The organism is Agrobacterium sp. 22-226-1 (genome assembly GCF_053522345.1).
In genome coordinates this window covers 19899-43824 of the sequence record NZ_JBNWCP010000021.1, presented here as the reverse complement: position 1 = coordinate 43824, position 23926 = coordinate 19899, and the positions used below count along the sequence as shown (strand labels likewise).

Here is a 23926-nt window from a genome sequence, read left to right as displayed (position 1 = left end):
GAGATGCCCGGCAGGGCAGAGGGGGTGAAACCTCACCCACCATTCTTCACCGTCCCCACAAACGCCTTCCGCACCGCTTTCGCCAGCCGCTTCACCTCTCCCTCCAGTGTGGGAATGTCAGGGCAATCCCCCGCCCGGCAAACGAGATCGGTGAGGCCCGCCGGCGCTTCCTTCGGGTTGAAGGCGCCATCGATGCACAGCCGCACGATCTGCGATATTTCAGTGTAGAGCCCCATCGCCGCCATGCAGTCATCAAAAGCCTGCGGCTCCATCACCGGGGCAGCGAGCGCCTGCAGCGCCTCGGCCGTGTTGCGCCCCGGTTCATGCGCGGCAAGCCCCTTCACCGGCCCCACCAGCGCCAGATATTGGGCGATGAATTCGAGGTCGATCAGCCCGCCATTGATGAGCTTGAAGTCCCAGTTGTTTTCCGGCGGCTTTTCCTGCTCGATCAGGCTACGCATCTCCAGCACATCGGCCGAGACCTTGGCCACATCGCGCTTCTGCGACAGGATGGAAGCGATGATGCGCCGCGCATCCTCCATCAGCGAGGCATCGCCGCAGATCAGGCGGGCGCGCGACAGCGCCATGTGTTCCCAGGTCCAGGCTTCCTCGCGCTGGTATTTCTCGAAGGCGGAAATGCGTGTCGCCACCGGGCCCTTATTGCCCGAGGGGCGAAGCCGCATGTCCACCTCGTAAAGCACGCCCTCTGCCGTCGGTGCGGAAAGCGCCGCAATCAGCCTTTGCGTGACGCGGGTGAAATAACGCACCACATCGAGCGGCTTTGCGCCGGTCGATTCATGGGCGGCATCGTCATAATCGTAAAGCAGGATAAGATCGACATCCGAACCGGCCGTCAGCTCGAAGGAGCCGAGCTTGCCCATGCCCATGACAGCCACGCGCCCGCCGGGATAGGGCCCATGTGCCGCCTCCATCTCCGCCAGAACCGCATTCAGCGCCGCCTCGATCACCAGATCGGCAAGATGGGTGAAGGCGCGGGCGGCGACCTCGCCACGGATCGCGCCGGTCAGGAGCCGCACGCCGATCAGGAAGCGCTGTTCGGCGGCAAAAATGCGCAGCCGGTCGAGAATATCCTCATAATGCCGGGCATTGGAGAGAAAGCTTCCCATACGATGGGCGAGATAGTCGCGCGTCGGCACGTCGCTCATCAATGCCGGGTCAAGCATGCCGTCGAAGACATGCGGACGGGCGGCGATGATTTCGGCAAGGCGCGGTGCGGACGACATGATCGTCACCAGAAGGTCGAGCAGCGCCGGGTTGTTGCCGAGCAGCGAAAAGAGCTGGATGCCGGCAGGCAGGCCGGAGAGGAAATTGTCGAAACGCAGCAGCGCCTCATCGGCCCGCTTGCTTTCACCGAAGGCCCTGAGCAGATCCGGTGTCAGCTCCGTCAACCGCTCGCGCGCCTCCACCGATTGCGTCGCCCGGTAACGGCCATTGTGCCAGGTGCGGATGACGCGGGAAATATCCTCCGGCCGTTCGAAGCCGAGGGCGGAGAGCGTCTTTAACGTATCGGGATCGTCCTTCTGGCCGGTGAAAACCAGATTGCCGGCCTCGCCTGACAGCTTCACCTCCTGCTCGAACAGCGCCGAATAACGCCGCTCCACCAGCCGCAGCACCTGTTCCAGCTTTTCCGAAAAGGCCTTGGTGTCCTCAAAACCGAGCATGAAGGCGATGCGCTTCAGTTCGGCTTCGGTGTCGGGCAGCACATGGGTCTGCTCGTCGCGCACCATCTGGATGCGGTGCTCCACCTCACGCAGGAACCAATAGGCGTCCGTCAGGCTGTCACGCGTTTCGGCGTCGATCCATTTCGCCTCGGTCAGCGCCGCAAGCGCCTCCTGCGTTGCGCGCACCCTGAGCGCCGGCATACGGCCGCCGGCGATAAGTTGCTGTGTCTGCGCGAAGAACTCGATCTCGCGGATGCCGCCGCGCCCGAGCTTGACATTGTGGCCCTTCACGGCAATGGCACCGTGGCCCTTATGGGCATGGATCTGCCGCTTGATGGAATGAATATCGGCAATCGCCGCATAATCGAGATATTTGCGGAAGATGAAGGGCGTCAGCTCGCGCAGGAAATTCTCACCCGCCTTGATATCGCCGGCCACCGGCCGCGCCTTGATATAGGCGGCACGTTCCCAGTTCTGGCCCCTGCCCTCATAATAAAGCAGCGCCGCCTCCACGGGGATGGCGAGCGGCGTCGAGCCGGGATCGGGGCGCAGCCGCAGATCGGTGCGGAAAACGTAACCATCGGCCGTGCGCTCCTGCATGATGCGGACCAGACGGCGTATCATCCGGCCGAAATTCTCCGTCGCATCATAGGGATCGTCCATGATGCCGGCGGAGGGTTCGAAGAACACCACGGCGTCGATATCGGAAGAATAGTTCAGTTCGCGCGCGCCGAGCTTGCCCATGCCGAGCACGATGAGGCCCGACCCGTCGCTGGGGGCTGCAACATTCTTCAGTTTCAGCTTGCCGCTCTCATGGGCGGCGAGCAGCAGGTGATCGATGGCGGCGGAAAGCGATGCATCCGCCATGTCGCTCAGCCAGCGTGTCGTATCGCGCGCGGTGAAGATGCGCGCCAGATCGGCAAGTGCTGCGATGAAAGAGAGCCGCCGTTTGGCTACCCTCAGCCGCGACATCACCTCGTTTTCGCTCGGCACCCCGCCTTCTTCGCCCGGCTTCCAGCAATCGCGCGCCTCATGGACGAGATCCGTCAGCAGCGGCTCGAGTGGTTTCGACATCGCCAGCGACAAAAGCCCCTCATCCGCAGACGCCATGTCACGCAGATAGGGGGACAGCGTGAAGGCCGCGGCGATAAAATCCTTCAGCGGACTTTCCCCGGCAAGCAGCGCGGCCACCGCCGGCTCGCTTTTGCCGATATCCTTCAGCGTCGAAAGAACGGATTTCAGTTCCGTCTGCGTATAGGGGCGGATCACGCCCGGCAGAACCTCGCTCAGCCGCCTTTCGGCGGTTTCCCGTTTCGTCACTGTGTCTCTCCCTCTTCCGACTATCCTCTCGCCGCTCCCCGACATGCGACTTTCAGGACCGGATGCGCCGCACCCGAAACGTCCCTGCCGCCGCACCTCTTAGAATCCTCCCGGCGCATGCATCTGGCGTTGTAACAAATGCAGGCCGCTTTGCGATCATAAAACCGCCGATGGCGATGTTTTCCAAAGCCCCGTACCCCGTAATGTCTCCGCAATTGTGCCGGCGTAGCGTCAGCCTCAACGAAACCCGACTCCCCGGTTTTCCAACGCTCGATGTTGCAACGGATATGATCATGAAACAGATTTTTACAGTGAAATTGCAAAAGAACCTGCGCGCGATGGCCCTTTGCCTGACGACGCTGCCCATGGCGCAGGCCGTCTGCACGCCCGTTTTTGCCGCCGATATCGGCAAATCAGACCGGGTGGCCGATCCGCAGGGCAATTTCGACAATGCCCGCTACAGCAGCTCCAGCGACTGGAAGATCACGCTCGGTGTCGGTGCCGCCTACGCCCCGAAATATGAGGGTTCGGACAAGCTGGAAGCAGGCGCCGTGCCGCTGGTTTCCATCGAGTATGGAGATACGCTGAGCATCGATTTCAGCGGCGTCACCGTCAACCTGCTGAACCACAACGGCTTCAGACTGGGTGTGAAGGGCGGCTGGGAAGCCGGGCGCAAGGAAAAGGACGACAGGAAAAACCTGCGCGGAATGGGCGATATCAAGGCGGCCGGCGTGGTCGGCGGCGTCATCGCCTATGGCGTGGATCCCTTCGAAATCTACGCCAAGGTGGACAAGACCATCGACGGCAGCGAAGGCCTGACCGCGACCATCGGCGCCAGCGTTTCGCACAAGGTCGATCAGTTCATCCTGGGCGCCGACCTCTCCGCCACCTGGGCGGACGACAAGCACATGAAATCCTATTTCGGCGTCACCTCGGCCCAGTCCGCCCGCTCGGGCCTGCGCCGCTTCGACGCGAAATCGGGCTTCAAGCGCGTCGACGCCAGCGCCTCCGTCACTTACCTCCTCACCGAGAACTGGTCGATCACCGGCACGGGCGGCGTCGGCTTCCTGCTGGGCGATGCCAAGGACAGCCCCCTGTCGAAGAAGGATATTCAGCCGTTTGCGATGGTGGGCGTGGCTTACACGTTCTGAACCGTGAGCAGGAGGAATGCGCGGCCACGGATGCGAACTCCGGCACGTCCCCAATGAGGAAAGGCGTCCCTGCCCTCACGCCTCCTCACCCGGTGAAGCGCCGCAAGGCGTTTCACCGGGGCCGCGATGTTTAGAGTATCCTCTCCCGGTACTCCGGCGGCGCTACCCAGCATTCTTCGCGTTTTCCGAACCAGCGGTAGCGATTGCGGGCGACAAAGCGATAAACGGGATCGCGCAGGAAGGCGGGAACGATGCGTAGTACGGTGACCAGCCGCCAGGGCAGGCCCAGCGCTTCATATATGCTCAACACGGCATCGCTGTCCTGCCGCACCCTGCCACCTTCCACGACCAGCATGCTGACCGGATCTTTCGGGTCCATGCCGCAACGTCGGTAAATTTCCGCGCCGATATCGCCCTGCATGGACGCCAGGCGGAAATATCCGGCCCTGTCATGCCGCAGCACAAATTGCGCATTCACGGAGCACAGCACACATTCGGCATCGAACAGAATGATCGGGCCGTGCCCGTCGTCGTTCAAGGGAACCGTAGCTGCCACCCGTCACACATCCTTTCGTCCATCGCACACGGTTTCCGAACAGAGCCATTGCAATCAAACGGACTATTCTTCAGATCATCTTGCAATACAATGTTGAAAAACAGTCATTTTCCGGATGGCGAAGACTTTGCGCACAAATCCCGGTGAACGGCATCGTCAGCCGCGATGCCTAAGCCTTCGAGACCGGAAACACCATCGAAACGGTTAGCCCCGGGCAGGCGGCATTCGTGGCATCCGTGTCCGACAGCGTCAGCGATCCGCCATGCAGCTCCATCACGGCCTCCACCAGCGACAGGCCGAGCCCGGTTCCGGGTTTCGAGCGGCTTTCATCCAGCCTGACGAAGCGTTTCAGCACCTCACCGCGTTTGTCGGCGGGAATGCCGGGGCCGTTATCGGCGACGGAGAGCACGATGGCCTCTGGTTCCCTTACCAGACGCACAACGAGTTTTTTATCGCCTTCGCCCTCGCAGGCATATTTCATGGCGTTGTCGATGAGGTTGGAGAGCGCCTGGCCAATCAGCTCGCGGTTGCCCTTCACCGAAAGGTCAGCCTCTATTTCGGCCTCCAGCACAAGCCCGGCATCCTCGGCCACCGGCTCGTAGAGTTCGGCGCTGTCGGCGGCAATTGCCGAGACGTCCACATCGGTCATTTCGGCGGCGATCGAACCTGCCTCGACGCGGGAAATCATCAGCAGCGCGTTGAAGGTGCGGATAAGCTGGTCGGATTCGGCGATGATGCCTTCAAGTGCTGCGCGCCGTTTCGTCTCGTCATTGTCGTCAAGCGCTGCGGCCGCCTTGTTGCGCAGCCGCGTCAGCGGCGTCTTCAGATCATGGGCGATATTGTCAGAGACCTGCCGCAGGCCTTCATTCAGCTTTTCGATGCGGCCGAGCATGGCGTTGAGCGAGCCGGACAGGCGGTCGAATTCGTCGCCGGAGCGGCCCTGCGGCAGGCGCTGCGAAAGGTCGCCCGCCATGATCTTCTTGGTCGCCGCCGACATGCGGTCGATGCGTTTCAGCGCGTTGCGGCCGATGCCGAACCAGATGAGCAGCGCGCCGCCGCCCATGATGGCGAGCGCCACCATCAGCGCGTTGCGCACCAGCGCCCGGAACTTGGTGGGTTCGCCGAGGTCGCGCCCAATCAGGATGCGCAGGCCATTGTCGAGCATGAAAACATTGGCGGTGGCCAGATGCTGCACGCTGTCGCCGCTTTCGGAGTAACGCTCGTAACGGAAAGGAAAACCGGTCCAGCCTTCCTTGTCGAAAACGCCCGGCTGCACCGAAGCGACGTTGCCGGCAAGGATTTCGCCATTCGGCCCGGCGATGACGTAAAGGCTCGCCCCCGGCTGGCGGGCGCGGCGTTCCATCATCCGCAGCAGCGGGTTGATGCCGCCGCGATTATAGATGCGCTGCACATCCGAGACTTCCTGCAAGACGGCATCGCGCGTCTGCTGGTTCAGCAGCCGTTCGGAAAGGGCGGTGACATAAAAGACCAGGAAGGCGGCGCAGAGCGCAAACAGCAGAATATAGAGCGCCGAAAGGCGCACCGCTGTCGACCGAAATACTATTCTGAGGCGGGCCATTTTCGCCAATCAGCCCTCGTCCTTCATCATGTAGCCAGCACCGCGAATGGTCTTCAACAGCGGCTTCTCGAAGTCCTTCTCGATCTTCGAGCGCAGGCGCGAGACATGCACGTCGATGACATTGGTCTGCGGGTCGAAATGATAGTCCCAGACGTTTTCGAGAAGCATGGTGCGGGTTACGACCTGACCGGCATTCTTCATCAGATATTCGAGCAGGCGGAATTCGCGCGGCTGCAGCAGGATTTCCTTGCCGTTGCGGCGGACATCGTGGGAGAGCCGGTCGAGTTCGAGATCGCCGACCCGGTAGATCATGTCCTGCTCGGGTTTGCCCTTGCGGCGGCCCAGCACCTCGATACGGGCGAGCAATTCGGAAAAGGCATAGGGTTTCGGCAGATAATCGTCGCCGCCGGCGCGCAGGCCAGTGACGCGGTCATCCACCTGCCCCAGCGCGGAAAGGATCAGAACCGGCGTCTCGATGCCGCGGCGGCGCAGCTCGCTGATGACGGAAAGCCCGTCGCGGCGCGGCAACATACGGTCGATCACCATCACGTCGTAAGCGTTCTCGCACCCCATGAAAAGGCCGCTCTCACCGTCGCTCGCATGGTCGGCGACGATCCCGGCTTCGCGGAACGCCTTGGTCATATAGGCCGCAGCCTCGAGGTCGTCTTCAATGACAAGAATCTTCATGTGCGGGACAATAGCGCCCTCGCCCTTTTCCGCACAACCGGAAACAGATGCGACAGACATTTCCTGAACCTTGTTTTCCATGAGGTTTCCTCCGAAGACCTGGTCTCTGGCACCTTTGCGCTTCAAGACGGAGCGAGCGCCCAGGGACCGGGCGAGTGCGGCTGGGTTTCTTCTCCCCGCCGGGGAGAAGGTGGCCCGAAGGGTCGGATGAGGGGGCAAGCGTGCAGTCTATCGCTACCCTTGCCCCCTCATCCCGCTGCCGCGACTTCTCCCCCACGGGGAGAAGAAACAGGTGGCGCGCTCGTTCCATATGTTCTGTCCCGTCCTACAGGCGAGACACATTCCTTGGCGACGCCGGCTCCCGAAAGAACCGGCATCGCCTTTCAACCTATCAACCCTGGTCGATATCCAGAGCGATGAAGCGGCTGCCATCGTCCGTCTGGATCTGGAACAGCGCCTTGGAGCGTCCGTCCTTCTTGGCCTGTTCGAGGATCTTCTCGATATCGGCGGCGGAAGCGACCTGCTGGTTGTTGACCGAGGTGATCTTCTCACCCGTCTTCAGGCCACGGGCAGCGGCATCGCTGTCGGGGTCGACATCGGTGATGGCAAGGCCATTGCCGTCATCGGCGGGCGCAACCGTCAGGCCGAGGCTGGAGAGCACCTTCTCGCTGGAGGACTGGCCGCCCTTGTCGTCGTTCTGGCTCGGTGTCGCCTTGGAAGCATCGTCGCTGGCGAGATCGCCGAGCGTTACCGTGACAGGCTGCGACTTGCCGCCGCGCCACAGCGAGATTTCAACCTTGGTGTTGGGCGCCATGCCGCCGATGCGGCGCGACAGGTCGCGGGCATCCTTGACGGGCTCGCCATTGACGGCGGTGATGATGTCGCCCTGCTTGATGCCGGCCTTGTCGCCCGGCGAGCCGGACTGCGGCGAAACGACGAGCGCGCCGCTGGCTTCGGAAAGGCCGAGCGATTCGGCGATATCCTTGCTGACCGGCTGGATCTGCACGCCGAGCCAGCCGCGTTCGACCTTGCCGTCCTTCTGCAGGTCGGCGATCACGTCCTTGGCGACCGATGCCGGAATGGCGAAGGCGATGCCGACATTGCCGCCGGAGGGCGAGAAGATGGCGGTGTTGATGCCGACGACTTCGCCGTTGAGGTTGAAGGCGGGACCGCCCGAGTTACCGCGGTTCACGGCGGCGTCGATCTGCAGGTAGTCGTCATAGGGGCCGGAACCGATATCGCGGCCGCGGGCCGAGATAATGCCGGATGTCACCGTACCGCCGAGGCCGAAGGGGTTGCCGACGGCGACGACCCAGTCACCAACGCGGATCTTGCTGTCATCGGCGAACTGGACATAGGTGAACTTGCGATTCACATCGACCTTCAGCAGTGCCAGATCGGTGCGCGGATCGCGGCCGACGAGCTTGGCGTCGAGTTCGGTGCCGTCATTCATCACGATCGTATAGGCGGAGCCGTCATCGACGACGTGGTTGTTGGTGACGATGTAACCGTCTTCGGAAATGAAGAAGCCGGAGCCCTGAGCGACGGGGCGCAGCGGACCCTTGCCGTCACGGTGGCGGTTCGGGCCACGGTCGGAGCGATCCTGGTTGGGGCCGCCGAATTCCTTGAAGAAGCGCTTCAGCGGATGGTCGTCCGGCAGCTGGTCGAGGCCACGGCCGCCGAAATTGAAGGAGAAATTGCTGCTATCATCGGAAGCGGGCTGCACGTTGGACTGCACGCGAACGGAGACGACGGCAGGCGACACCGCATCGACCACATTGGCGAAGCTCGGAACCTGCGGCGCAGTCACCTCGACGGGGGCGGCAAACGAATGGAGGATCGGTGCGGCGATGCCGGTGGAAAGCATCAGCGCCGCAAGGCCGCCAACGGTCGTGGCCTTCAAAGCCGTCTTCAGCGAGGCCGTCTTCAGCGAGAAATGGCCGTTTTGCGAATGAGACATGGTGTACCTTCTTTCTTCATTCAGACTGGAGCCCGTTTGACCGGGGAAGCGGTGGATGATGAAGATATAGGAGGCGACACCTTACGGCGAAGTGTCTGACGAATGAAAAATCCGTAATGTTGAAAAAGAACCGGGGAGAAAAATGAGAACCGGTTATTTTTCAATGAGATTGCGAATTCGTTCTTCTTCGTCCGCACTCAGTTTCTGCGGCTGTTCCTGGCTTGCGCGGCGGCGCGAAAACACGAAGACGGCGAAAATTCCCGCAAGGGTGAGACCGATGGGCGCGCCCCACAAAAGCACGGTGCGCAGGCTGAGGCGCGGTTTCAGGAGCACGAACTCGCCGTAACGCGACACGACATAATCGATGACGGCCTTGTCGCTGTCGCCCTCGACCAGCCGTTCGCGCACCAGAACGCGCAGGTCACGCGCCAACTCGGCATTGCTGTCGTCGATGGACTGGTTCTGGCAGACCATGCAGCGGAGCTGAGACGTGAGGTTGCGGGCGCGCTGCTCCAGCACGGGGTCTTTGAGGACTTCATCCGGGTTGAAGGCGAAGGCCGGCCATGACGCAAACATGAGGACGAGAAGGAGCGTGAGCCCCGCCACAACCTCCCTCATTCCTGTGCTCGTCACAGGAATCCAGCCAGCCCTAGTCCTTGGGCTGAAAAAACTCTTTCGCCACGCAGACGCTTGTCGGCTGGATTCCTGTGACAGGCACAGGAATGAGGAAGAGAACGCAGATATCATTCCGCCGCCTCCGGCATTGCAGCCCGCACCGGTTTCGCCTTGCGGTTCGGCGCACCCACCCGCAAACGCCTGTCCGAGAGCGAGATGAAACCGCCCGCCATCATGAACAGCGTGCCGCCCCAGATGCACAGGATGAAGGGTTTCCACCAGATGCGCACCACCATGCCGCCATCGGCCATGGGGTCACCCAGCGAGACATAAAGCTGGCTGAGGCCGAAGGTCAGGATGCCGGCTTCCGTCGTCGGCATGCGGCGTGCGGTATAGAGCCGCTTGGACGACCAGACATCGGCCACCTCCACCCCCGCCTTGCGCACGGTGAAATGGCCGCGATCCTCGGTGAAATTCGGGCCGACGGCGTGGCGGACGCCATCGAAGGTCAGGCTGTAACCGCCCGCTTCCGCCGCCATGCCCTCTTTCATTTCCAGGACCGTCTCGGTCTCGAAAGTGGTGACGATGACGATGCCGAGTACGGTGATGCCAAGCCCCATATGCGCCAGCGCCGTGCCGAAGGCCGAACGCGGCAGGCCCTTCAGGCGACGAAACGCGATACCGAAGGCGAGCTTGCCGAAATTGGCGCGATACCAGAGATCGGCGAAAGCGCCGAAGATCAGCCAGAAACCGGCGGCGATGCCGAGTGCGGCCAGCACCGGACCGCCATTTTCGATGTACCAGAGCGTCAGCCCGGCAAGGGCCGCAAGCGCTGCCGCCACATAAAGCCGCTGGAAGGCCCCGAGAAGATCGCCGCGCTTCCAGGCGAGCATCGGGCCAAACGGCGTGACGATCAGGATCGGGATCATCAGCAGGCCGAACGTAAGATTGAAGAAAGGCGCACCGACCGAGATTTTTTCGCCCGTCAGCGTTTCCAGAATGAGCGGGTAAAGCGTGCCGATCAGCACGGTCGCGGTCGAGACCGTCAGGATGAGGTTGTTGAGGACAAGCGACCCTTCGCGCGAAATCGGCGCAAACAGGCCGCCGGCCTTGAGCGACGGCGCGCGCCAGGCAAAGAGCGCGAAGGCGCCGCCGATGAAGACGGTCAGGATGCCGAGAATGAAGATGCCGCGGCTCGGATCGGTGGCGAAAGCATGCACCGAGGTGAGCACGCCGGAGCGGACGAGGAAGGTGCCGAGCAGCGACAGCGAAAAGGTCATGATCGCCAGAAGCACGGTCCAGATCTTCAGCGCCTCGCGCTTTTCCATGACGAGCGCCGAATGCAGAAGTGCTGTTCCAGCCAGCCACGGCATGAAGGAGGCGTTCTCCACCGGATCCCAGAACCACCAGCCGCCCCAGCCGAGTTCATAATAGGCCCAGTAGGAGCCCATGGAGATGCCGGCAGTCAAGAAGGTCCAAGCGGCGAGTGTCCATGGCCGCACCCACCGCGCCCAGGCGGCGTCGATGCGTCCTTCCAGCAGCGCCGCAACGGCAAAGGAGAAGCAGACGGAAAAGCCGACATAACCGAGATAAAGCAGCGGCGGATGGATGGCGAGGCCGAAATCCTGAAGAATGGGATTGAGGTCCTGCCCCTCGGCGGGCACCGGCTCCAGCCGCAGGAACGGGTTGGAGGTGAGCAGGATGAACAGCAGGAAGGCGACCGAAATCCATGCCTGCACCGCAAGCACATTGGCTTTGAGCGTTTCCGGCAGGTTGCGGCCGAAGGCGGCGACGAGCGCGCTGAAAAACACAAGGATGAGCAGCCACAGCAGCATGGAGCCTTCGTGGTTGCCCCAAACGCCGGTCAGCTTGTAGATCATCGGCATCAGCGAATGGGAGTTTTCCCAGACATTGCGCACGGAAAAATCCGAGACGGCATAGGCCCGCGTCAGCGCCGCGAAGGAGAAGGCGACCAGCAGGAACATCAGGACCGAGCCGAGCGAGGCGACATCCATCAGCGCCCGGTCGTTGCGGCGCGCGCCGATGACCGGCAGCGTCGAGACGATCAGCCCCACACCGAGCGCCAGAACCAGAACATAATGGCCGATCTCGTTGATCATCTGGTCGCTCCGGTCTTGTCGGAAGAAGTTGCGCTGGCCGCTGGCGTTGCGGCGGCTGGTTCTTCGCCTTCCCCCGCATGCTGCCACAGGCCCTTGTCCTTCAGCCGGTCGGCCACTTCCTTCGGCATGTAGTTCTCGTCGTGCTTGGCCAGCACGCTGTCGGCAACGAAGCCGTGGGTCGCGGCATCGAACATGCCTTCGGTAACCACGCCCTGCCCTTCGCGGAAAAGATCGGGCAGGATGCCGGTATAGCTGACCGGCACGTTCGCTTCACCGTCGGTCACCGTGAAGCTCACCGTGCGGCCCTCGCCGCGCTTGATCGAGCCTTCCGCCACCAGCCCGCCGAGACGGATGCGGGTGCCGGGGTTGACGGGCGTTTTCTCCAGGTCGGCCGGCATGTAGAAATAGGCAATGGACTGGCCGAAGGCGAACATGACCAGCAGCACGGCTGCAACGATGAAGCTCATGCCGCCGCCGATGATCGCCAGGCGTTTCTGTTTGCGGGTCATTGCGTCACTCCCTGCGGCGCGGCATCCTGCTGCCCGTTCATGCGGATCGGTCCGGCGGAAACGCCCAGTTCCTTTGCCAGCGCCAGAAGCTGCCTGCCCTGCTCGCCCTCCGGCGGGAAGGCCTTCAGCCCCGCCCGCAGCGCTTCTCCGGCCTTGGCTTCGTCCTTCAGCACGGAATAGGCACGGACAAGCCGCATCCACCCTTCGAAATCGGCCGGGTTTTCCTTCAGCTTGGCGTCGAGGCTCGCCACCATACCCTCGATCATCGCCTGCCGGTCCGTCGCCGTCATGTCTTTTGCCGCCGCCATGTCCTCAGCGGTCGGGCCGGGTGCGGCAGGGGTCGCCGCGCCGCCGGTCCGGGCGATATGTTCGCGCACCAGCGGCAGCCACGGCGCGCCGGCCGGTGCATCGGCCGCCAGCGCGGTGAAGGCAGCGCGCGCTTCCTCGGCCTTGCCGGCCTGTTCCAGCGACAGCGCCAGATAAAAGCGGGCGCGCGGATTGCCGGGCTTCAGCTCTTCTGCCTCAGCAAAAGCAGCACGTGCGGCCTCGATGACGATGCCGTCATTGCCGGCCACCAGCGTTTCGCCAAGGCCCGTCAGCCGTTCCGGGCTCGGTCCCAGAATACGAAGCGCGTTGCGATAGGCAAGCTCGGCATCGCCAAGCCGCAATGTCTTGAAATAGATCGGTGCGAGAATATCCCAGCCGGCGCCGTCCTCCGGGTTCTGCGCCAGATGCCGTTCCGCCCGGGCGACCAGCAGGTTCATGTCGTTGCCGGGCTTTTCAAGACGCGCCTCGAGCGGCATGTCCGGCACCTCCGGACTGCCGTTCCAGATGTAAAGACAGAGACCGAGCGCGGGCAGCAGAACGGTAATGAGGCTGGCGGCGAGATTGTGCCGGCGCGGCCGGGTTTCTTTGCCGGATTGCTCCTCCGCTTCGGCGGCGGCGAGAAGCCGGCGGCCGATTTCGGCGCGGGCATAATCCGCCTCGGTGTCGCCGATGAGGCCGGCGGCGCGTTCGCGGTCCAGTTCGGCCAGCTGATCGCGATAAACGGCGACCTCACCCTCGCGGCGCGTCTGCGGCGCTTCGGTCTTCCGCATCAGCGGGTACATCAGGACGATGGCGACAGCCGCCGTCAATATCGCAACGACAATCCAGAACATAAGGCTCAATTACTCGAATGCGCGGCACATGGAAACATGAAGCGCGGGGATGACGTGAATTTGAGACATCACGCCGCACCGCAGGCCATCTCCCGGCTGCACCGCCATGCCTCTTCTTGTCATCGCAAAAGGTCCGTGACCTTGATTTACGTCAAACTATTTCAAGTCAGCGGCGACCAGCTTCCATCGGCATTGCGGCAGGCTGCGCCGCGCGCCCTGGTTTCGCGTCCGTCGACGGTCAGGGTGTGCGAATATTGCCGGCAATTCTGGTTGCCGACCTGGTAGGGCGCATTGGCGACCACCTGCCCCTTGGCGTCATCGCCGGTCCACGACACAGGCGTGCCGACGGGGGCCGTTTCCAGCGCCTTATATTCGGCTTCCAGCGCCTTGGTCTGGTCACCCCTGTCGAGCTGCACGCCGCTTCTCCCGACAATGCCGCCTTCCAGATTGGCAAGGAACGGCGTCGAAGGCTGCGATGAACGGCCGAACAGGCCGCCGCCCGCCGGGCGGGTGCCCGTGGTGGTGCAGGCGCTCAGCATCGATACGCACAGGATCGAGAGAAGTGCCGGGCGTGACACCAGCGAACGCATTGTCACGGAGCGGCAGCCATCATACACGTCAACCAAACCCTGTCCTCTTTCCTACCGCATTGCACCCAATATAGTGCCATTGAATTTCTTGCCTTTTTTCTTGCCTCACGCAAGCTCTTTCGAAAGGCCCGGCAAAATCAGATCGGCTTTCAGGCCGCCGATGGCGCTGCGCGACAGCGAAAACCGGCCATGGTACTCTGACACCACCTCGGAAACGATCGATAATCCGAGGCCCGTGCCCGGCCGGCTCTCGTCCAGCCGCCGCCCGCGCTTCATCGCTTCGCTGATCTGTTCCGGCTCAAGCCCCGGCCCGTCGTCCTCCACCGTCAGCTCCACCCAGGAGCGACGGGCGATTTCCGCATCGGAGGATGGGTGCGTGCCGGTCGCAAGCGTGATGACCACGCGCGTCTGCGCAAAACGCGCGGCATTTTCGAGAAGATTGCCGACGACCTCTTCCAGATCCTGCTGCTCCATGCCGAGTACCGCACCGGGTTGCTCGAAATTCAGCACGAACTGCTTGTCGGGGTTCAGGCGGCGCATCACGCGCACCAGCCGTTCCAGCGCCGGTTCCGCTTCCACGCGGGCAAGGATCGAGCCGCGCTGGGCGGCGATGCGGGCGCGGGAGAGATAGGATTGCACCTGCGCCTGCATGGCGTCCGCCTGCGCCCGCACCAGATCGCCATGCTGCGGCTCCAGCGTGCGGGCCTCGTTCAGAAGAACGGCGATCGGCGTCTTCAGCGAATGCGCGAGATTGCCGACCTGCATGCGGGCGCGCTCCACGAGGCGGCGATTGCTGTCGATCAGCGCATTGACCTCATTGGCGAGCGGCTGGATTTCACGCGGGAATTCGCCTTCGAGGCTTTCCGCCTCCCCGCCCCTGATCTTGCCGAGCGCGACGCGAGCCTGATCGAGCGGTCGCAGACTGTAGAGAATGGCAAGACCGTTGACGACGAGACTGCCGACACCGAAAACGGCGAGCGCCAGATAAAGGCTGTTGGAGAAATCGCGCACATCGTCTTCCACGACGTTCAGATTGCCGGAGACACGGAAACGCGCCGCGCGCCCCTCGCCATCCAGCACCACTTCGGTTTCCGCCACGCGCACCTGATTGCCGGCCTCGTCGGTGACTGCATAAAAGCGCTCATAGCGGTTGTCGAAGGGCGCATCGAGAATGCTCGGCACCGGCAGGGTGGAGACGCCGAGCGACGACGACACCAGCGGCGCGGTCTGGAAATTGCCGAGCGGCTCGACAACCCAGTACCAGCCGGTATCGGGCTGCGAAAAGCGCAGATCGCCGAGCTGCGGGCTGCCCGCCAGCGTGTTCTCGTTGGAAATCGTCACGGAATTGATGACGTTATAAAGCTGCGCCCTCAGAAGATCGGTGAAGCTGCGCTCCACCCCCTGCCGGTAAAGCGTCGAGATCACGACGGCGATCACCACCAGCGCCAGCACCGACCAGAGCGAGGCGAGCAGCAGAACGCGGGCGGTGAGAGAATTACTTCGCATCTGCCGGCGCTTGCATCCGGTAACCGAGACCACGGATCGTCTCGATCAGATCAACCCCGAGCTTCTTGCGCAAACGGCCGACAAACACCTCGATGGTGTTGGAATCGCGGTCGAAATCCTGATCGTACATATGTTCGACCAGCTCCGTGCGCGAGACGACCTCGCCCATGTGGTGCATCAGATAGGACAGCAGCCGGAACTCGTGCGAGGTGAGCTTCAGCGTCGTGCCGTTGACGGTCGCCTTGGAAGACTTGGTGTCGAGCCGGACCGGGCCGCACACCAGTTCGGAAGAAGCATGGCCGGCGGCGCGGCGGATGAGCGCGCGCACGCGGGCAAGCACTTCTTCCACATGGAAAGGCTTCGTCACATAGTCATCTGCACCGGCGTCGATGCCGGCAACCTTGTCGCTCCAGCGGTCGCGGGCGGTGAGGATGAGCACCGGCATGGCCTTGCCGGCCGCACGCCATTTTTCAACGACGGTGATGCCGTCGAGCTGCGGCAGGCCGATATCGAGGACGATGGCGTCATAGGGTTCGGTATCGCCGAGATAATGGCCTTCCTCGCCGTCGAATGCCTGATCGACGACATAACCGGCTTCTTTCAGCGCATCGGTCAGCTGACGATTGAGATTGGCATCGTCCTCAACAACGAGAATACGCATTGTCCGCCCTTTCCTGTATCCCGGCCCGCAGGCGCGTCGCCGGTCATGCTAAATGTGTCGGATTGTTTTCCGATATTTCGGCGATGCGGGCAAGCTACATCGGCACGCGCATCGTCACCTTGCGCGGGCGTTCGCCATTGCCCTGGACGAGAACGGTGACGACACAGGACTGACCGTCACCGGAAGGATAGACCGAAAGCAGCTGACCGCCGGTTTCGCGCACGACGCGGGCGACGGCTGCGCCGCAATCGCTCGCCGCCAGAATGTAATGGCCCTGCAGATCAGCCTCGGGCGCCGTGAAACCGGAAAGCCCGGCTGCAAGCGTCGCGATGATGAGAGGTGATGCCATTCTACAAACTTCCAAAAAACCGGGTGCGTCTCGAACCGTATTGTGACCGAATATGTAGCGCAAAGCGTCTGAATGGCAAATGAATGCCGCCCCCGCCGCATGGGCGCAAGGCGGGAACGGCGTGGTCGCGGGCGCTGTCAGCGAATGGCGCTGGTCGCGGAAAGGCGGCCGTAAAGTGCGACCAGACCGCCGATTCCGCCCGCAACGGTCACCAGCCCGTCCGCAAGTTCTCCTTGCAGACCGGCGGGCAGATCGAGGCCGGCGATGCTGAAAAGCGGTGCGAAAACCGCGACCAGGGCGCCCCAGATCGTGCGCGATTGATACCATGCTTTGGTACTGTCCATAGTCTCATCCTTTGCGTTGTTTTTCAGGCACATGTCAGATCGGGAGGGTGGCCTCGGCCACCACGCCCGAGGGCACCGCGCGGCCGAGCATTCGGACACGCACGGAAATGTGATCCCGCAATGCCGGGAAATCTGTGAGTTCGTCTGCGGCAGGGTAAAACCAGAAGGGTTGCGAAACCTCCGCCATGCGCCGCACGGTCTCGCCGTCCAGCACCTCGATGCGATAAAGCTCGAAGGGCTCGTCCAGCGGGATGTCGCTCGCATCCCAGCCGTCGGCCTCCGCCCGGCTCGGCGGCAAGATGCACCGGCGCGAGCGGTGTCAGCGCCCGCAGGCCGCCCTCGAAGGCAAAAGGACCGCTCGGCGCGCCCGCCATTCCGGCGGCTTCCGCGATCCAGTTCAGGCGTCGCCCGCGCTCGCTCGTGGCAAGACCGAGCGGCTGCACCGCCGCATCCAGCACCACCACCGGCGCACCTTTTGGCGCGCCTGCGGCGAGCGCGTCTTCCGTGCCGGCCAGTCCCCGCAGAAGAGAGGAGAGCCGCCAGCGCGAGGGTGCGATTTCCTCGGCCTTTGCGAAAGCGACGATCTCCCAAACGCCGTTCGCCGCCTTGATGGCGAGACGGTTCTCGCCATTCAGCACCGAAAGCTCCCCGGCCGACGATACCTCGCCGAAGGGCAGATCGATGAGGATTGTGTTTTTCCGGTCGAAACGGCCGGAAGGGCCCGATGTCAGCGGCATTGCCAGCGCGCCGATCATCGCCGGGCGGTCCAGCAGCACGCGCTGCCGGTAACCTTCCCTGCCCGGCGACGCGGAAATGATGATTGGCCGCCAGGGCTTTGCAAGCGCCGCAATCCGCGCCGAATCCTCCGGCGCGGTGCCGTCATGGTAGGGCAGATCGAGAAACAGCACCTCGGGCGCGAAACCTTCGGCTCCGCTTGTCCCGCTGCTGCGCCGTTCCTCAGCGCCGCCGGCAAAGACCGGAAAGACCGCGGAAAAGGCCCGCGCCTCCACCTGCCGCACCGCGCCGTCCTCGATCCGGCTGACCAGAAACCGCCCTGCCGGCGCCTGCGGAAAAGCCCCTTCCGGCAGGCGGATACAATCACCCGGTTCAAGCGCGATATCGCAAGGCGGCAGAGCAAAGCGCAGGCTGCGCCGCGCCTGCCGGTTGTCGCGCAACAGCGCCTCGACGGCGGCTTCCGCCGTTTCCGCAGGCAGGGCGGCGTTAAGATCGAGCCGCATCATCCGGCTGCCGGCATTGTCGATGCGGCGGGACCGTACACTTGCCTGCTCGTAATCCAGCGTGGGGTTGAAGGACGTCAGCACGGCTTCAGCCGCGAAATCGCTGTCATGGCCGCGATTTTCTGACCAGAGCGGCTCATCCTCCAGATCGGCCAGCACGGCAATATCCCGCACCGGCAAGACCGTCGTATTGCGGGAGCGGAAGCGCAGGGTTCCGCCATCTTCCGTCACGTCCACCTGAAACGCCGCCATCAGCGGCTCCAAGAGGTTGCGGGCCGAGGTCACGTCGCCCTGCACATAACCTCCCAGATCGCCGCTGACGGCGGAAACGTCGAAGTCTGAAAAGCCGTGATCGGTGAGGATGGCGGCGATGGCATCGGCGAGCGTTGCCGTGCCCAGCCTCCCGTTCAGCCAGTGGCCGGTGCGCCAGTTGCCGCCATCGCTCCATGCCGCGCCATTCTGCGGAAAGGCAGGGAAAGGCCGCGCATCCCAGGTCCACAGATAGACCCGGTTTGCATCGACCATCGCCGCATCGCCCTTTCCCCAATGGTCGAGATGCGCCTCCAGAAACCGTCGCTGCTGGCTGTCGGCGCGGTTGCGGCGGGAAAAATAGGGAAAGGAGTTTTCCGCCGATTTCGGATCGGGAAAGACATTGGGGCGCGTCGCGCTCTTGTCCACCGCCGGGCAGCCGAGTTCGGTAAACCAGATGGGCTTCGAGCGCGGCGCCCATGCCGTCGGCGTTGTTTTCTCCACACCCCGCACCCGGTCGTAGTGGAGGTTTCCCCACCAGTTGAGCAAGTCCTTGTAACGGAACACCCACGGCTTGCCCTTCAGCCCGTCGGTAATCGGCGTGCGCCGCCGCGCGGCGCGGTCCGCATCGCTGGCATAATACCAGTCGAACCCCTCTCCCGCCGTAATAGTGCGGCGGAAGGCGCTCACATCGTCCGGGCCGGTCATGCCGTCAGGATTGCCGTTTGCGGCATCCCCGTCGCGCCAGTCGGAAAGCGGCATGTAATTGTCGATGCCGATGGCGTCGATATTCGGGCTCGCCCAGAGCGGATCGAGATGGAAGAACACGTCGCCCGAACCGTCCGCCGGCTGATGGCCGAAATATTCGCTCCAGTCCGCCGCATAGGTCAGCTTCACCGCCGGCGCCAATATCGCCCGCACATCGCCAACCAGCCGCACCAGTTCCTCGACAAAGGGAAAAGCATCATTCTCGTCTCTCAGCGCCGTCAGCCCGCGCAGCTCCGAGCCGATCAGGAAAGCATCCACCCCGCCAGCCCGGGCCGCCAGCGCCGCATAGTGCAGCACCATGCGACGATAGCCTTCGTCACGGTTGCAGAAGGCGGAAACCTGCGCCCTTGCGCCCGCGCTGCGATCCGCAGAACCGGCCCTGCCGGGTGCGGGAAAGCAGGTGATGCGCCCGCGCCAGGCATAGGCGTCCTGTTCGCTTTTGCCGTAGGGGTCCGGCAGACCATTGCCGATGGGAACATCCATCATCACGAAGGGGTAAAGGCACACCCGAAGGCCGCGCGCCCTGAGATCGGCTATCGCCTGCAACACACTTTCGTCGTTCGGCGTGCCGCCATAGGCCGGGCCGCCGTCATGATGGCTGACAGGATGCGCCTCATCGCGTGACATGCCGGCGACGGACCATGGCATGGTTTCCCCATCCCGGCCGGCCACTTCCACGCCCGGCAGAATGCGGCATTCCCCCGCCCGCATATCCGTGCCGAACCAGCTCACCACCAGCGCCACGCTCTCAAGATTGGGGCACAGATCCAGCAACTCGTCGATCGCAGCACCCCAGTCGGTCGAAGCGGTCAGGCCGTTGCGGTTCATGACGCGGCTTTGGCCGATCCCCGTTCTTTCGGAAACCTGCGCGGTGGCGTAACCATGTTCCGTTGCCCCCGGAATGACGGTGATGGCGCGGATGGATTTTTCCAGCCGGCCGACCGGCCGCACCACTTCGAACTGCATGAGCGGAATGCGGTTGCCGAAGCCGTCGAGCGGCAGGCGTTCGAACACCACATAGGCCAGTCCGCGAAAGGCCGGCGCATTGCCCGCCCCCTGCTTCGCCTCGATCAGGGGATCGGGCAATTGCGTCTCGCTGCCGGGATAAAAGCGCATCTCCACGGCACTCAGGTCCAGCTCCCGCCCATCGGCCCAGACGCGCCGCACCCTTGCCGCCTCGCCTTCGCACAGGCCGATGGCAAAGCTGGCGAAATACCGAAAGGTCTCCACTTTGGGGCCGCGATTGCCCTTGCCGCCGCGCCGCTCCACCTCCACGCTTTCTTCGAAACGCGTCGCCCAGATCAGCGTGCCGCCGATCCGAGCTGCCCCGTAAAGCCGGTTGATCGCCGCTCCCTCATCCGCCCCCGGAATGCGCGCGGTCGAGAGCCGCGCGCCCGTTACCGTCCGCCCGTTCGAAAGCAGCGTGCGGTCGATGGCATTGCCCGCCAGCGCCCCAGCCGCCCGGCCGATCACCGCGCCCAAAGGACCGAAAATGCCGCCGAGTGCCGCGCCCGCCGCCTGAAAAACGATTGTCGCCATGCTTGCCTCGAAAAATCAGGGATCAGGAAAACGGAAGACGCCGGCGATGCGCCGCCGCCAGCCGGGCACCAGCGCCGAACGCACCACCGCCGCCTGTTCATAGGCATGGATGAAATGCTGCGGACCGGCGAGAATGCCCAGATGCTTTGCCGCCGCATCGGCCCGCCAGCGGAACAGCAGCAGGTCTCCCGACCTTGCCTCTTCCAGGCTCGCCACCGCCGGAAAATGGCGTTTTGCGGCCGCCATCAGCCGGTCCTCGCCGCCGCGTTCGGCCCAATCGGGCGCATAGGGCGGCGGCAATTCCGGTTCGTGGCCGTAAAGGTCGCGCCAGATGCCGCGAATGAGGCCGAGGCAATCGCAGCCGACGCCCTTCAACGAGGCCTGATGCCGATAGGGCGTGCCGATCCAGCCTTCGGCGAGCGCCCGCACTCTTTCGCCGGGATCGCTCATGAAAACAGCGCCCCGCCGTCATGGCTCTCGCCGCCCGCCGCATAGGAATAGGCGAAATCCGCCCCCGGTAGATGCGGAAAGCCCCGGAAATTCAGATGATTGGCGAATTTCGCCCGGCAGGTGGAAAAACTCTTGTCGCAGCCGGCGGTGACGGAAAACGTATCTCCCGGCAAAGGCGGCTGTTCCGGCAGCAGCCAGAAGGACAGAAGCACCCCGCCGTCACGCCGCTCCTGCCCGTCGAGATCAAACCCCTTGCCGGCGAGCGAGCCGGTCAGAAAACGCAGCTTTCCCCGACTGAAAAAACCATCGGCAAAGGCATCGATCCCGGAGACGAGCAGGCCGCCCGAGGCATCCACCGCCGCCACGCTGCCATGCCCGGTAAAGCGGGCCGGATCGACACCGCAACGCCTGTCGCCAAGGGCGGCGTCGCAGCGCCGCCCATAGACCCTGCCCTGCGGCTGGCCGAGGCGATGGGCAAGGCTGCGCAGCTCGGCGCGAAACGCCCCGCCGGCCCGCGTCACCTCGCCAATCTCTCGCCTGTTCAGCAGCACATGCTGGTCAGGCGCCTGCCAGTTGACGAGGAAAAGCTCCACCCTCGCCCCATCGAAACGTCCGGCGGCCACATCGTCCTCCGCAATCGCCTCGCTCGAAAAACCGCCCGCCACCTCCCCGGCGCCGGCACCCAGTCCCGTTTCGCCGTCGTTATCGCTCGCAGCGAAACCGCTGGCGGCGAGGTAGGACAGACCACCGAGTGATATCGCCTCGTCATGATCGGTAAAACCGATCACCGCACCGTCCCTCAGTGTCACCTTCCAGCAATGGCATGTGGTCGTCGCATCTTGCCCGAGATGCCCGGCAAAGGCGGCGGGAATGGTTTTCATGGCAGGATTTCCATCAGTGGAATGGAGGGAATACGGCCCGCCTCGAAAGCGGTCAGGTTCACGTCGATACGGTCGATCCCGAAGCGGACCGGCACGTCGAATTCGAAACCGGCGCGGATCGCGGCGCCGGCGGGCGGCACCCGCCCCGCACGGAACACGATCATGCCGGTTACATGATCGACCGCCACATCAGCCGCTTCGACCTTCACCCCCTCGACCGAAACCATGACCGAGCCTTCGACCGGTTTCTCGATCCGCCGCACGAAGGAGCCGCCGGCATCGGCATAGGTCTTCCGCAACTGAAAACCCGCTGTCACGCCGTCGCCGGTGCCGATCCTCTGATCGGTCGCGGCGGGCTTCTCCCCCGGCGGGCAGGATTTGAAATCCACCGGATCGCGAAAACGAAAGCCGTAAAGTTCGCCGCGCCGCGCCTCGAAAAAGGCGAGCACCTCATAAAGATCGGCGATGGAGCGGATACCGGATCCGGCGTCATAGCTGCGTCTGGCGTTTCTCCAGCGCTGATTGCGACTTTCGCGGCCATTGGACAGGTTGACGATGTCCGTCCGCCTAACCGGCCCGCCGCTCACTCCGAGCGCGAGCCGCAGCGGAAACCGCACTTCATGAAATGCCGCCATGTCGTTGTTCCTGGATTCTTTTCGGTGGTCTTGAAACGTGGGAGGACGCGCGTGCGTCACAATCCGCGCTGGCCGCGCCCGACGCTGCGCGCCAGCATGGCCGCGATCTGGCCTTCGCTTTTCCGAAAGCTCGCAGCATCCGTCGCCGTCACGTTAAAAACGATCTGCGCCCCGCCGCCGCCGGACGGCGCGGCAACGCCGAGAGCGCCATCCGAACCGCGCTTCAGCGGCAGGATCGCTTCCGCCCCCGCCTCGCCCATCAGGCCAAGCCCGCCGCCCATCGGAAAAAAGGCGGGGCTGGAAACGACGCCGCCATCGGCAAAAGGCGTGATGCCGCGTCCCGGCACACCGCCATCGGCAAAAGCGAACAGCGAACCGCCGCCGTTCAACAGCCCGCTGACGGCATTGCCGATCATGCCCTCCAGCGGTTTCAGACCGGCCGAAAGTGCGATGCCGGACAGCCGCTGCCCCACCCCGCGCAACACATCGTCCAGCCCTTTGCCGCCCGCCGTCGCCGCCTGCAGGGCCGAGGTCAGGGCCGCACCGAACCGCTCGGACCGGCGCTCGAGATCGCCCATCACCTCGGACAGCGCCTCCACCTCTTCCCGGTTCTCCGCCATCGATCCTTCGCCCGCCATCGCGCTTGCCTTTCTGATTCAACTGGGGAATGCATGGTGCTGAAACAGCTCTCAAAACCGCTGCTTCAACCCACACTCTTTTAAAACCCAACTTCTTGGGTTATGGTTCTCATGGTCACGGTTCTCCGCCAGCATGGCATGCGTTTTGTCATCTACACGGCCGATCACGAGCCGCCGCATGCTCATGTTTATGGAGAGGGTGAAGCCCGTATCGACATTGTCAGCCTCGTCGTTCTCACACAGGGCGGCATGTCGGACCGGGATGTGCGGCGCGCCGTCGCCGTCATCGAGGAAAACCGGAAGCTGTTTATGGAAACCTGGAGACGATATCATGGTTGAGGTCAGCGATGCCGAACTCGCCGCCGCCAAGGAACGCTGGCAAAAAGAGCGCGCCGAGCGCCCCATTCCGGTTTCCGTGCGTTTCGAAACGGCCTCTGCCCGTGTCATCGTCGATTTCGCCAACGGCGCCTGCTTCATGTTTCCCGCGCGAGCGCTCGAAGGCTTGCAGGACGCGACCGCCGAACAGCTTGCGGATGTCGAACTGCTCGGCGAGACGGGTCTGCATTGGGAAACCCTCGATGTCGACTATACGATCAGCGGCCTGATGAACGGTATTTTCGGCAGCCGCACATTCATGGAAACGCAGCGCAAGGGCGGGCAATCCCGCTCTCCGGCCAAGACGGCAGCCAGTCGCGCGAACGGCGCGAAGGGCGGCCGTCCACGAAAAATGCCCTGACGC

At 63.5% G+C, this 23926-nt stretch carries 21 protein-coding genes and 1 pseudogene; 3 read left to right on the top strand and 19 right to left on the bottom strand.

Features of this window, described 5'->3' with window-relative positions; genetic code table 11:
- Positions 1 to 32 precede the first annotated feature (32 nt).
- A complete protein-coding gene (locus ACQZ5K_RS24465; RefSeq protein WP_448741720.1) occupies positions 33 to 3002 on the bottom strand; it encodes a bifunctional [glutamine synthetase] adenylyltransferase/[glutamine synthetase]-adenylyl-L-tyrosine phosphorylase in 2970 nt (989 codons plus the stop codon).
- A gap of 287 nt (positions 3003 to 3289) precedes the next feature.
- Between ACQZ5K_RS24465 and ACQZ5K_RS24460 the strand changes: the two genes are divergently transcribed.
- Complete coding sequence (locus ACQZ5K_RS24460; protein ID WP_448741719.1) at positions 3290 to 4153, top strand: MipA/OmpV family protein; 864 nt, start codon at positions 3290 to 3292, stop codon at positions 4151 to 4153.
- A 130-nt stretch (positions 4154 to 4283) separates the two neighbouring features.
- Here the strand turns inward: ACQZ5K_RS24460 and ACQZ5K_RS24455 are convergent, their stop codons facing one another.
- The 18 genes and pseudogenes from ACQZ5K_RS24455 to ACQZ5K_RS24370 all read right to left on the bottom strand — a co-directional run bounded on the left by ACQZ5K_RS24455 (position 4284) and on the right by ACQZ5K_RS24370 (position 23187).
- A complete protein-coding gene (locus tag ACQZ5K_RS24455; protein ID WP_448741718.1) occupies positions 4284 to 4709 on the bottom strand; it encodes a thiol-disulfide oxidoreductase DCC family protein in 426 nt (141 codons plus the stop codon).
- A 169-nt stretch (positions 4710 to 4878) separates the two neighbouring features.
- Positions 4879 to 6288, bottom strand: a complete 1410-nt coding sequence (locus ACQZ5K_RS24450) for a sensor histidine kinase (protein ID WP_448741735.1) — start codon at positions 6286 to 6288, stop codon at positions 4879 to 4881.
- A 9-nt stretch (positions 6289 to 6297) separates the two neighbouring features.
- Complete coding sequence (locus ACQZ5K_RS24445) at positions 6298 to 7056, bottom strand: response regulator transcription factor (protein WP_031233368.1); 759 nt, start codon at positions 7054 to 7056, stop codon at positions 6298 to 6300.
- A gap of 310 nt (positions 7057 to 7366) precedes the next feature.
- Complete coding sequence (locus tag ACQZ5K_RS24440; protein WP_448741717.1) at positions 7367 to 8935, bottom strand: Do family serine endopeptidase; 1569 nt, start codon at positions 8933 to 8935, stop codon at positions 7367 to 7369.
- Positions 8936 to 9088: 153 nt separating this feature from the next.
- On the bottom strand, positions 9089 to 9553 hold the full coding sequence (locus tag ACQZ5K_RS24435; protein ID WP_448741716.1) for a cytochrome c-type biogenesis protein: 465 nt from the start codon (positions 9551 to 9553) through the stop codon (positions 9089 to 9091).
- Between the two features lie 125 nt (positions 9554 to 9678).
- Entirely contained in the window at positions 9679 to 11670 is a 1992-nt protein-coding gene (locus ACQZ5K_RS24430) for a heme lyase CcmF/NrfE family subunit (protein WP_020808641.1), read from the bottom strand.
- Positions 11667 to 12179 carry a cytochrome c maturation protein CcmE gene (gene ccmE, locus ACQZ5K_RS24425; RefSeq protein ID WP_003521234.1) on the bottom strand — a complete coding sequence of 171 codons (513 nt, stop codon included), beginning with the start codon at positions 12177 to 12179 and terminating at the stop codon, positions 11667 to 11669. Before ccmE ends, ACQZ5K_RS24430 begins: the two co-directional genes overlap by 4 nt.
- Positions 12176 to 13339 (bottom strand): c-type cytochrome biogenesis protein CcmI, encoded by a 1164-nt coding sequence (gene ccmI, locus ACQZ5K_RS24420; RefSeq protein ID WP_448741715.1) that lies wholly within the window; start codon positions 13337 to 13339, stop codon positions 12176 to 12178. The genes ccmE and ccmI overlap by 4 nt, the downstream gene beginning before the upstream one ends.
- A gap of 161 nt (positions 13340 to 13500) precedes the next feature.
- Complete coding sequence (locus tag ACQZ5K_RS24415) at positions 13501 to 13929, bottom strand: hypothetical protein (protein WP_080818775.1); 429 nt, start codon at positions 13927 to 13929, stop codon at positions 13501 to 13503.
- Between the two features lie 105 nt (positions 13930 to 14034).
- Positions 14035 to 15435 (bottom strand): sensor histidine kinase, encoded by a 1401-nt coding sequence (locus ACQZ5K_RS24410; RefSeq protein ID WP_003521230.1) that lies wholly within the window; start codon positions 15433 to 15435, stop codon positions 14035 to 14037.
- Positions 15425 to 16096, bottom strand: a complete 672-nt coding sequence (locus tag ACQZ5K_RS24405; protein ID WP_003509815.1) for a response regulator transcription factor — start codon at positions 16094 to 16096, stop codon at positions 15425 to 15427. Before ACQZ5K_RS24405 ends, ACQZ5K_RS24410 begins: the two co-directional genes overlap by 11 nt.
- Positions 16097 to 16190: 94 nt before the next feature.
- Positions 16191 to 16445 (bottom strand): hypothetical protein, encoded by a 255-nt coding sequence (locus ACQZ5K_RS24400; RefSeq protein ID WP_003497070.1) that lies wholly within the window; start codon positions 16443 to 16445, stop codon positions 16191 to 16193.
- 137 nt (positions 16446 to 16582) lie between these two features.
- The gene (locus tag ACQZ5K_RS24395; protein WP_035262738.1) at positions 16583 to 16789 is read right to left on the bottom strand and encodes a hypothetical protein; all 207 of its coding nucleotides are present in this window, start codon (positions 16787 to 16789) and stop codon (positions 16583 to 16585) included.
- A gap of 34 nt (positions 16790 to 16823) precedes the next feature.
- A pseudogene (locus ACQZ5K_RS24390) lies at positions 16824 to 20583 on the bottom strand (baseplate multidomain protein megatron).
- A gap of 15 nt (positions 20584 to 20598) precedes the next feature.
- Positions 20599 to 21033 (bottom strand): C40 family peptidase, encoded by a 435-nt coding sequence (locus ACQZ5K_RS24385; protein ID WP_448741714.1) that lies wholly within the window; start codon positions 21031 to 21033, stop codon positions 20599 to 20601.
- Positions 21030 to 21914 carry a DUF2163 domain-containing protein gene (locus tag ACQZ5K_RS24380; RefSeq protein WP_448741713.1) on the bottom strand — a complete coding sequence of 295 codons (885 nt, stop codon included), beginning with the start codon at positions 21912 to 21914 and terminating at the stop codon, positions 21030 to 21032. The genes ACQZ5K_RS24385 and ACQZ5K_RS24380 overlap by 4 nt, the downstream gene beginning before the upstream one ends.
- Positions 21911 to 22549 carry a phage distal tail protein, Rcc01695 family gene (locus ACQZ5K_RS24375; RefSeq protein ID WP_448741712.1) on the bottom strand — a complete coding sequence of 213 codons (639 nt, stop codon included), beginning with the start codon at positions 22547 to 22549 and terminating at the stop codon, positions 21911 to 21913. The genes ACQZ5K_RS24380 and ACQZ5K_RS24375 overlap by 4 nt, the downstream gene beginning before the upstream one ends.
- A 56-nt stretch (positions 22550 to 22605) precedes the next feature.
- On the bottom strand, positions 22606 to 23187 hold the full coding sequence (locus tag ACQZ5K_RS24370) for a phage tail tape measure protein (RefSeq protein ID WP_448741711.1): 582 nt from the start codon (positions 23185 to 23187) through the stop codon (positions 22606 to 22608).
- Between the two features lie 111 nt (positions 23188 to 23298).
- Here ACQZ5K_RS24370 and ACQZ5K_RS24365 point away from each other — a divergent pair, with 111 nt between their 5' ends.
- Both ACQZ5K_RS24365 and ACQZ5K_RS24360 read left to right on the top strand, forming a co-directional pair.
- Positions 23299 to 23526, top strand: a complete 228-nt coding sequence (locus ACQZ5K_RS24365) for a DUF4160 domain-containing protein (protein WP_031233366.1) — start codon at positions 23299 to 23301, stop codon at positions 23524 to 23526.
- Entirely contained in the window at positions 23519 to 23923 is a 405-nt protein-coding gene (locus ACQZ5K_RS24360) for a DUF2442 domain-containing protein (RefSeq protein WP_020808630.1), read from the top strand. The genes ACQZ5K_RS24365 and ACQZ5K_RS24360 overlap by 8 nt, the downstream gene beginning before the upstream one ends.
- Positions 23924 to 23926 lie beyond the last annotated feature (3 nt).

What these genes read in the sequence shown, in the direction of transcription:
- ACQZ5K_RS24460 (WP_448741719.1), top strand. Translation starts at nt 3,290, where the DNA reads ATGATCATGAAACAGATTTTTACAGTGAAATTGCAAAAGAACCTGCGC.
- ACQZ5K_RS24450 (WP_448741735.1), bottom strand. Translation starts at nt 6,288, where the DNA reads ATGGCCCGCCTCAGAATAGTATTTCGGTCGACAGCGGTGCGCCTTTCG.
- ACQZ5K_RS24445 (WP_031233368.1), bottom strand. Translation starts at nt 7,056, where the DNA reads ATGGAAAACAAGGTTCAGGAAATGTCTGTCGCATCTGTTTCCGGTTGT.
- ACQZ5K_RS24440 (WP_448741717.1), bottom strand. Translation starts at nt 8,935, where the DNA reads ATGTCTCATTCGCAAAACGGCCATTTCTCGCTGAAGACGGCCTCGCTG.
- ACQZ5K_RS24435 (WP_448741716.1), bottom strand. Translation starts at nt 9,553, where the DNA reads ATGAGGGAGGTTGTGGCGGGGCTCACGCTCCTTCTCGTCCTCATGTTT.
- ACQZ5K_RS24430 (WP_020808641.1), bottom strand. Translation starts at nt 11,670, where the DNA reads ATGATCAACGAGATCGGCCATTATGTTCTGGTTCTGGCGCTCGGTGTG.
- ccmE (WP_003521234.1), bottom strand. Translation starts at nt 12,179, where the DNA reads ATGACCCGCAAACAGAAACGCCTGGCGATCATCGGCGGCGGCATGAGC.
- ccmI (WP_448741715.1), bottom strand. Translation starts at nt 13,339, where the DNA reads ATGTTCTGGATTGTCGTTGCGATATTGACGGCGGCTGTCGCCATCGTC.
- ACQZ5K_RS24415 (WP_080818775.1), bottom strand. Translation starts at nt 13,929, where the DNA reads ATGCGTTCGCTGGTGTCACGCCCGGCACTTCTCTCGATCCTGTGCGTA.
- ACQZ5K_RS24410 (WP_003521230.1), bottom strand. Translation starts at nt 15,435, where the DNA reads ATGCGAAGTAATTCTCTCACCGCCCGCGTTCTGCTGCTCGCCTCGCTC.
- ACQZ5K_RS24405 (WP_003509815.1), bottom strand. Translation starts at nt 16,096, where the DNA reads ATGCGTATTCTCGTTGTTGAGGACGATGCCAATCTCAATCGTCAGCTG.
- ACQZ5K_RS24400 (WP_003497070.1), bottom strand. Translation starts at nt 16,445, where the DNA reads ATGGCATCACCTCTCATCATCGCGACGCTTGCAGCCGGGCTTTCCGGT.
- ACQZ5K_RS24395 (WP_035262738.1), bottom strand. Translation starts at nt 16,789, where the DNA reads ATGGACAGTACCAAAGCATGGTATCAATCGCGCACGATCTGGGGCGCC.
- ACQZ5K_RS24385 (WP_448741714.1), bottom strand. Translation starts at nt 21,033, where the DNA reads ATGAGCGATCCCGGCGAAAGAGTGCGGGCGCTCGCCGAAGGCTGGATC.
- ACQZ5K_RS24380 (WP_448741713.1), bottom strand. Translation starts at nt 21,914, where the DNA reads ATGAAAACCATTCCCGCCGCCTTTGCCGGGCATCTCGGGCAAGATGCG.
- ACQZ5K_RS24375 (WP_448741712.1), bottom strand. Translation starts at nt 22,549, where the DNA reads ATGGCGGCATTTCATGAAGTGCGGTTTCCGCTGCGGCTCGCGCTCGGA.
- ACQZ5K_RS24370 (WP_448741711.1), bottom strand. Translation starts at nt 23,187, where the DNA reads ATGGCGGGCGAAGGATCGATGGCGGAGAACCGGGAAGAGGTGGAGGCG.
- ACQZ5K_RS24365 (WP_031233366.1), top strand. Translation starts at nt 23,299, where the DNA reads ATGGTCACGGTTCTCCGCCAGCATGGCATGCGTTTTGTCATCTACACG.
- ACQZ5K_RS24360 (WP_020808630.1), top strand. Translation starts at nt 23,519, where the DNA reads ATGGTTGAGGTCAGCGATGCCGAACTCGCCGCCGCCAAGGAACGCTGG.